This window comes from Ideonella livida (assembly GCF_010499455.1).
GTDB lineage: Bacteria > Pseudomonadota > Gammaproteobacteria > Burkholderiales > Burkholderiaceae_C > Ideonella > Ideonella livida.
Window position 1 is genome coordinate 1 of sequence record NZ_JAAGOH010000067.1, and the last position, 6,590, is coordinate 6,590.

At 72.3% G+C, this 6,590-nt stretch carries 6 protein-coding genes; all 6 read left to right on the plus strand.

Annotated features, from left to right (window positions below; all coding sequences use genetic code 11):
• On the plus strand, window positions 1-270 hold a 270-nt coding region (locus tag G3A44_RS22920; protein ID WP_203561546.1), incomplete at its 5' end, for a type VI secretion system baseplate subunit TssG.
• A gap of 16 nt (window positions 271-286) precedes the next feature.
• Window positions 287-3,169: a type VI secretion system ATPase TssH gene (gene tssH, locus G3A44_RS22925; RefSeq protein WP_163460073.1), complete on the plus strand. Its 2,883-nt coding sequence runs from the start codon at window positions 287-289 to the stop codon at window positions 3,167-3,169.
• Between the two features lie 15 nt (window positions 3,170-3,184).
• A complete protein-coding gene (locus G3A44_RS22930) occupies window positions 3,185-5,200 on the plus strand; it encodes a type VI secretion system Vgr family protein (protein ID WP_163460074.1) in 2,016 nt (671 codons plus the stop codon).
• Between the two features lie 17 nt (window positions 5,201-5,217).
• Window positions 5,218-5,988 (plus strand): toxin-antitoxin system YwqK family antitoxin, encoded by a 771-nt coding sequence (locus G3A44_RS22935; RefSeq protein ID WP_163460075.1) that lies wholly within the window; start codon window positions 5,218-5,220, stop codon window positions 5,986-5,988.
• Between the two features lie 11 nt (window positions 5,989-5,999).
• Window positions 6,000-6,386, plus strand: coding sequence for a DUF4280 domain-containing protein (locus G3A44_RS22940; protein ID WP_163460076.1), 387 nt, complete (start codon window positions 6,000-6,002; stop codon window positions 6,384-6,386).
• A gap of 18 nt (window positions 6,387-6,404) precedes the next feature.
• A partial coding sequence (locus G3A44_RS22945; protein WP_163460077.1) for an exodeoxyribonuclease V subunit gamma occupies window positions 6,405-6,590 on the plus strand: 186 nt, incomplete at its 3' end.

Genomic DNA, 6,590 nt, shown 5'->3' on the forward strand with positions numbered 1-6,590 from the left:
ACCCGCTGGGGCGCCCTGCTGCCCGGCGGCGCCGCCCCCGCCCGGCTGGGCTGGCTGTTGCACCGCCACGCCAGCAGCCCGTTGCAGGCCCGGCTGCCCCTGCAGCCCGACCCCGCCGCCCCCGCGCCGCCCCTGCGGCTGGGCCGCAGCCGCCTGGGCTGGAGCAGCTGGCTGGGCGCCGGCACGGCCCAACGGCCGCCCGCCGCCCTGACCGTCTCGCTGGGCGGGCACGCCGCGCCGGCGCCGCACGCCCCCCAACCCGCCGCCTGAACCGACGGGAGCGCCCATGGACATCGACATCCGCACCCTGCTGGGTCGACTCAACCCCGCCTGCAAGGCCGCCATGACCCAGGCCGCCGAGGCCTGCGTGGCGCGCACCCATTTCCAGGTGGACCTGGAGCACCTGCTGGTCTGCCTGCTGCAGCCCCCGGCGCCCGACCTGGCGGCCATCCTGCCACGCTTCCAGGTGGACCCGCAGGCCGTGCTGCAGCAGCTGCAACAGGCGCTGGACAGCTTCAAGCGCGGCAACGGCCGCATGCCCGCGCTCTCACCCGACCTGGGGCCCTGCTTCCAGGAGGCCTGGCTCATCAGCGCCATGCTGCTGGGCGAGCAGCAGGTGCGGTCGGGCACCCTGCTGCTGGCCCTGCTGGAGGTGGACCGCCTGCGCGGGCGCCTGATCGACAGCGCCCCCAGCCTGCTCAACATCCCGCGGGCCGCGCTGCGCGAGCAGCTGCCCGACCTGTTGGCCCACTCGGCCGAAGACGCCGGCGGCCAGCGCGCCCAGCCGGCGGCCGGGGCCCCTGCCGTCCAGGCCGGCAGCCAACCCGGCGGCCACCCCCTCGGCGCCCTCGGTGGCGGCGCCGGGCCGCAGGTGTCGGCCCCCGGCGCCCTGCCCGGGGTCATGCCCAGCCTGGCGCCCCACCAAGACGCCTGCAGCAGCCCGGCGCTGGACCAGTTCACCACCGACCTCACCCGTCTGGCCCGCGAAGGCCGCATCGACCCCGTGCAGGGCCGCGACGCCGAGATCCGCCAGATCATCGACATCCTGCTGCGCCGCCGCCAGAACAACCCCATCCTCACCGGCGAGGCCGGCGTGGGCAAGACCGCCGTGGTGGAAGGCTTTGCCCAGCGCGTGGTGGCCGGCGACGTGCCGCCCGCGCTGCGCCAGGTGAGCGTGCGGGCGCTGGACCTGGGCCTGCTGCAAGCCGGTGCCGGGGTCAAGGGCGAGTTCGAACACCGCCTCAAGCAGGTGATGGCCGAGGTGCGTGCCGCCGCCCAGCCGGTGATCCTGTTCATCGACGAGGCCCACCAGCTGATTGGCGCCGGCGGCAGCGAAGGCCAGGGCGACGCCGCCAACCTGCTCAAGCCCGCGCTGGCCCGCGGCGAGCTGCGCACCATCGCCGCCACCACCTGGGCCGAGTACAAGAAGTACGTGGAGCGCGACCCGGCGCTGGCCCGGCGCTTCCAGGTCATCCAGGTGGCCGAACCCGAACCCGAAGTGGCCATGGGCATGCTGCGCGGCATGGTGGCCACGCTGCAGGCCCACCACGGCGTGGAGGTGCTGGACGAGGCGGTGCGCGAGGCGGTGCGCCTGTCGCACCGCCACATCAGCGGCCGGCAGTTGCCGGACAAGGCCATCAGTGTGCTGGACACCGCCTGCGCCCGCGTGGCCGTGGCCCAAGCCGCCAACCCGGCTGCACTGGATGACCTGTCCCGCCGCCTGCAGGCCCAGCAGGACCGGCGCGAGGCCCTGCGCCGCGCCTTGGCCCTGGGCGAGCCCGGCGCCACGCCAGAGGCGCTGGCGGCGCTGGAGGCCGAAGGGGCACGCCTGGGCCAGCAGCGCCAGGCCCTGCAGGCCAAACTGGCGGCCGAGCGCGCCGCGGTGGGCGAAATCCTGGCCCTGCGCCGGCGCCTGGCCGCCCGGGCGGCGCCGGCCCCGGCCCGGGAGGACAGCCCGCCTGCGGCCGCCGGCGATGCCGACGACGACCACGGCCTGGACACCCCGGCTACCCTGCAGCGCCTGATGAAGGGCCTGGAAGTGCTGCGCGAGGACGAGCCCCTGGTGCCGCTGTGGGTGGACGCCGCCGCCGTGGCCGAGGTCATCTCCGGCTGGACCGGCGTGCCCGTGGGCCGCATGCTGGCCGACGAGCTGCACACCGTGCTGCACCTGAAGGACCGCCTGGCCGAGCGCGTGGTGGGCCAGGACGCCGCGCTGGACACCATCGCGCGGCGCATCCGCACCTTCCGCGCCGGGCTGGACGACGCCGGCAAGCCGGTGGGCGTGTTCCTGCTGGTGGGCCCCAGCGGCGTGGGCAAGACCGAAACCGCCTGTGCGCTGGCCGAGCTGCTCTACGGCGGCGAGCGCCACCTCATCACCGTCAACCTCTCGGAGTTCCAAGAGCCGCATTCGGTGGCCAGCCTCAAGGGGGCGCCACCCGGCTACGTCGGCTATGGCCGCGGCGGGGTGCTGACCGAGGCGGTGCGCCGCCGGCCGCACTCGGTGGTGCTGCTCGACGAGATGGAGAAGGCCCACCCCGACGTGCTGGAGCTGTTCTTCCAGGTCTTTGACAAGGGGCACATGGAGGACGGCGAGGGCGTGGCGGTGGACTTCCGCAACACGGTGATCCTGCTCACCTCCAACGCCGCCCAGCACCTGATCACCGACGCCTGCACCCACGGCCGGCGCCCGCCGCCGGAGCTGCTGACCGAACTGCTGCGCCCGGCGCTGCAGCAGCAGTTCAGCCCCGCCTTTTTGGGTCGCCTGGTGCTGGTGCCCTACTACCCGCTGGGCGATGTGCAGATCCGCCGCATCACCCTGCTCAAGCTGCGCCGCCTGGCCGAGCGCCTGCAGGCCCACCACCACGCCAGCCTGGGCTGGGACGAGGCGGTGGTGGCGCAGCTCAGCCAGCACGGCCTGCACACCGACGCCGGCGCCCGCGCCGTGGACGACCTGCTGACCCACCACATCCTGCCCGAGCTCTCGCGCCAGGTGCTGGAGCGCCTGGCGATGGAGCAGCCCTTCCGCCATGTGCAGCTCTCGCTGGGTGCGGCCGGGCAGTTCCAGATCCGCCTGGGGCTGCATGCGCCGGTGAGTGCCGGACCGCTGCCCCCCCCTCACCCGCATCTGCATCCGCACACCCCGCCGCCCGCCGGCCCGGGCAGGCACTGAGGCCGGAGCCCCGCCATGCGCGACAACTTCAGCCAGACCGGTGCCTTCATGACGGTGACGACGCCCTTCGGCGCGGACGCCCTGATGCTGGACGCGCTGGAGGCCCGCGAAGGCCTGTCCGAGCTGTTCCACCTGCAGCTGGCGCTGCGCGGCGGCGACAACACCCTGGACGCCTGCAAGATCATCGGCCAGACCGTCACCGTGAAGCTGCAGCTCAGCGGCGGGCCGGCGCGCTACTTCAGCGGCATCGCCACGCGCTTTGCACACACCGGCGGCGACCGCGAGTTTGCCCACTACCGCTGCGAGGTCAGCCCCAAGCTGTGGCTGCTCACGCTCAGCCGCAACCGGGCGATCTGGCAGAGCAAGACGGTCCTGGAGATCATCAAGGCGGTGCTGGGCGGGCACGGCATCACCTTCTCCGACAAGACCAGCGGCAGCTACACCGCGCTCACATACTGCGTGCAGTACGACGAGAGCGATTTCGACTTCATCAGCCGGCTGATGGAGCAGGCCGGCATCTTCTACTTCTTCACCTTCGCCAGCGGCAGCCACACCCTGGTGCTGGCCGATGCCAGCAGCGCCCACACCGCCTGCAGCGATGGCGATGCGGTGCGTTTCCTGCCCGAGACCGGGCCGCAGCTGATGATCGACACCATCGCCCGCTTCGAGCTGGAGCAGCGCCTGGTGGCCAAGACCTTTGTGCTGTCGGACTTTGACCCCACCGCGCCCAGCACCGCCCTCAAGGCCGAGTCGGCCGGCACGGCCGGCGAGGGCGAGCAGTTCGACTGGCCCGGCGGCCACACCACCGTATCGGCCGGCCAGGCCCTGGCCAAGCTGCGCGTGCAGGCCGCCGCCGCCGAGGCCCAGGTGCTGCGCGGCGATGGCTACGTCTACCCCTTCACCGCGGGCACCAAATTCACCCTCAGCGGCCACTACCGCAGCGCGCTCAACACGTCCCACGTGCTGCGCCGGGTCATCCACACCGCCCGCGACGACAACTACCACAACCACTTCGAGGCCTTTGCCGCCACCGTGCCCTTCCGCGCCCCCACGCTCACGCCCCGGCCCAAGGTGCAGGGCAGCCAGACGGCCATCGTCGTGGGCCCCAAGAACGAGGAAATCTGGTGCGACAAGGACGGCCGCATCAAGATCAAGTTCCACTGGGACCGCGTGGGCAAGAGCGACGACACCTGCTCCTGCTGGGTGCGCGTGGCCCAGCCCATGGCCGGCGCCGGCTTTGGCGCGCTGTTCCTGCCCCGCGTGGGGCAGGAGGTGGTGGTCACCCATGTGGATGGCGACCCCGACCGCCCGCTGGTCACCGGCGCCGTCTACAACGGCGAGCACGCCCCCCCGGTGACGCTGCCCGCCCACCAGACGCAAAGCACCTTCAAGACCCGCTCGTCCAAGCAGGGCACCGCGGGCAACGAGATCCGCTTTGAGGACAAGAAAGACGCCGAAGAGCTGTACTTCCATGCCCAGAAGGACATGAAGGTGGAGATCGAGGAGGCGCTCACCGTCACCCTGACCAAGGGCGCCGAAACCCGCACCCTCACCGAGGGCGACCTCAAGGTGGAGCTGAAAAAGGGCAACGAGACGCGCACCGTCACCGGCAAGCGCACCACCACCATCACCGAGGACGAGGCGCTCAACAACGACGCCGCCTTCAAGCACACCGTCAAGGGCAACTACACGCTCAAGGTCAGCGGCGACCTGACGCTGGACGTCACCGGCAACATCACCATCAAGTCCGGCGGCACGGTGTCGATCAAGGCCGGCAGCGCGCTGAGCGCCGAGGCGGGCACCGAATACACCGCCAAGGCCGGCACCGGTCTGACCAACAAGGCCGGCACCGAGCTGACCAACCAGGCCGGCACCAACCTGACCAACAAGGCCGGCATGGGCCTGGTCAACCAGGCCGGCACCACGCTGGACAACAAGGGCGCCATGATCACCCACAAGGCCTCGGCCATGCAGACCGTCGACGGCGGCGGCATGCTCACGGTCAAGGGTGGCCTGGTGAAGATCAACTGAAGCCGCAGGCGCCGCCCATGAGCCCCCTCCTCACCCCTGACACCGAGGCCCCGGCGGCCGCCAGCCCCGTGGACGCCCCGGCCGACGCCCCCGCCAGCCCGCCGCCGCAGGTGGAACAGGTGGAGGAGCGCGACGACGACGGCCGCCTGCTGGCCCGCACCGAGCTGCTGGCCGGCCAGCCACACGGCCGCATGGTCCGCTTCGGGCCCGACGGACGCCAGCAGATGCTGGCCCACTACCACGCCGGCCAGCTGCACGGCCTGCTCACCCTCTACGATGACCAGGGCCAGCCGGTGCAGTGCGCCGAGTACGCCCAGGGCCGCCAACACGGCCTGACCCGGGTGTATGTGCAGGGCCGCTGCGTGGCCGAGCAGCGCTACCAGGCCGGCGTGCTGCACGGCGAGAGCGTCACCTTCGACGAGGCCGGCCAGCCCAACGCCCGGCTGCGCTACCAGGCGGGAACGCTGCACGGGCCGGCGCGCTTCTTCCTGCATGGCCGGCTGGTGCGCCAGGCCCAGTACCAGGCCGGTCTGCTGCAGGGCCCCAGTGTGGACTACGACGCCCAGGGCACCGTGATCCAGACCCTGAGCTACCACGCCAACCGCCTGCATGGCCCCGCCCGCCGCCACTGGCCCGACGGCGGCCTGATGGAGGAACAGCTCTGGCGTGACGGCCAGCCCCTGGGCGGCCCCGCCCGCTTTGACGCCCAGGGCCGTCCGCAGGGCACTGAAGCCGCCACGCCCGGCCTGCTGGCCCGGCTGGAGCAGCTGGTGCGCGGGCAAGGCTGAAGGAGACCGCCATGGGACAACAGGTCTGCACCGGCGCCATGTGCCAATGCACCTTCGGCGTGGCGCCCGGCTCGCTGATGGTGCTGCCCATCAACCTCACCATGACCGGCGCGCCGGCGGCCAACATCATGGACAACAAGCCCATGGTCAACGTGCTGCCCTTCGGCATGTGCCAGAGCATGGCCAACCCCATGGTGGCCGCGGCCAGCGCCGCGGCCATGGGCGCGCTGGTGCCCATGCCCTGCCTGCCCATGACCACCGCCCCCTGGCTGCCCGGCGCCCCCACGGTGCTGATCGGCAACATGCCGGCGCTCAACAACAGCTCCAAGCTGATGTGCATGTGGGGCGGCGTCATCTCGATCAACGTGCCCGGCCAGTTCACCGTCATGGTGCCCTGAGCCCCAGAGGAGACCGCCATGGCCCTGCGCTTGACCCTCACCCCGCGTCTGATGACCGTGGCCCTGCTGTCGCTGGCCCTGCTGCTGGGCTATGCCAGCGGCCCCGACCCCCGGCAGCCGGGGGCCGACCGCGCCTTTGATGGCATCGAGCCCCATGTGGAGGTGGGCGGCCTGGAGGCGGCCCTGGCGGGCTGCCTGGCCGCG